Source organism: Geminocystis sp. CENA526 (assembly GCF_050753365.1).
Taxonomy (GTDB): domain Bacteria; phylum Cyanobacteriota; class Cyanobacteriia; order Cyanobacteriales; family Cyanobacteriaceae; genus Geminocystis.
Genome location: NZ_JBLZFY010000290.1, coordinates 1 through 1301 on the forward strand (window position 1 = coordinate 1; position 1301 = coordinate 1301).

Here is a 1301-nt window from a genome sequence, read left to right on the forward strand (position 1 = left end):
GGCTGAAGCACGTTGGATTCTTGGTTCACTGAGTCAACTTATCCAAACCGATTGCTCGACTTAGACAGTGGTTGTTCTCTCCCCAAGCGTTGATTTCGCTATGCCCTAGCGTATTTAATCCTAGTCCTTTTGCCAGTATCTTAATTGCTGAATTATGATCTCTGTGCAATTTGATACCACATTTAGGACATTCATGAGTTCGAGTGCTCAAGGTTTTTGTTACCCTAGTGTTGCAATTAGAGCAATCTTGAGATGTGAAATGAGGTGCAACGGCTCTACATTCAACACCTTCTATTTTCGCAAAATACTCTACCCACTCAATGAACATTGACCAACTAGCATCGCTTATGGATTTTGCCAGTCGGTGGTTGCGAACCATATTACGCACTTGCAAGTTTTCATAAGCTATCAAGTCGCAAGACTGAACTAACGCTTTTGCCGTTTTAATCACAAAATCTTTACGTTGGATGGTGCTTACTTTTAAGTGTTTTTTAGCTAATCTTTGATTCGCTTTTCTTCTATTTTTACTACCTTTTTTCTTTTTACTTGCTTTTCTTTGTAGTCGTTTTAAGGCTTTTTCAGACTTTCTTAAATGACGAGGATTTTTTACAGTATTTCCCTCATCATCAGTGTAGAAAAATTCTAAACCTAAATCTATTCCTTTACATTTACCTGTTGGTTGATGAGTTTTTTCTCGTTGTATATCTATACAAAATTGAGCATAAAAACCATCAGCACGTTTAACTATTCGGACTCTTTTTATTTGACTTTTTTGATAAAAATGCAAGTCATAAGTACCGATTAATTTAAACTTTCCCGCCCCAAACTTATCAGTTAATGTTAAGTGGACTTTGTCTTCAGATAAAGACCAACCAGTAGTTTTGAACTCTACTGATCTACCTTTTTTCTTAAATTTAGGAAACCCTTTCTTACCTTGTTTTTTAGCTTTACAATTGGCATAAAAACGACTAATAGCAAACCAAGCCCTGTCTGCCGATGCTTGTCTAGCTTGAGAATTGAGTTTATTTGCCCATTCATAATCTTTTGCTAAAACAGCGCACAATTTCTGCAAGTCGTTACATTTTGTACCTTTATTATCTAGCCAATATCTGAGAGCTTTATTACGGATAAAATTAGCAGTTCTAATCATGTCATCTAAGACAAGATACTGCTGATTATTTCCTTTTAATTTAAACTCAAAGACTATCATTAGATCATAAAAATTGCTAAAACTATGTTATTTTTAATAATAAGACCGTTTGTAGATGTAAAATAATTGCATTAGAAATAATGCCAGATCA

General features: G+C 34.7%; 1 protein-coding gene. It reads right to left on the reverse strand.

The genetic code is table 11. From position 1 onward, the window contains the following. Positions 1-25 precede the first annotated feature (25 nt). Positions 26-1210: an RNA-guided endonuclease InsQ/TnpB family protein gene (locus tag ACN4EE_RS23450; RefSeq protein WP_431708922.1), complete on the reverse strand. Its 1185-nt coding sequence runs from the start codon at positions 1208-1210 to the stop codon at positions 26-28. Between the last annotated feature and the right edge of the window lie 91 nt (positions 1211-1301).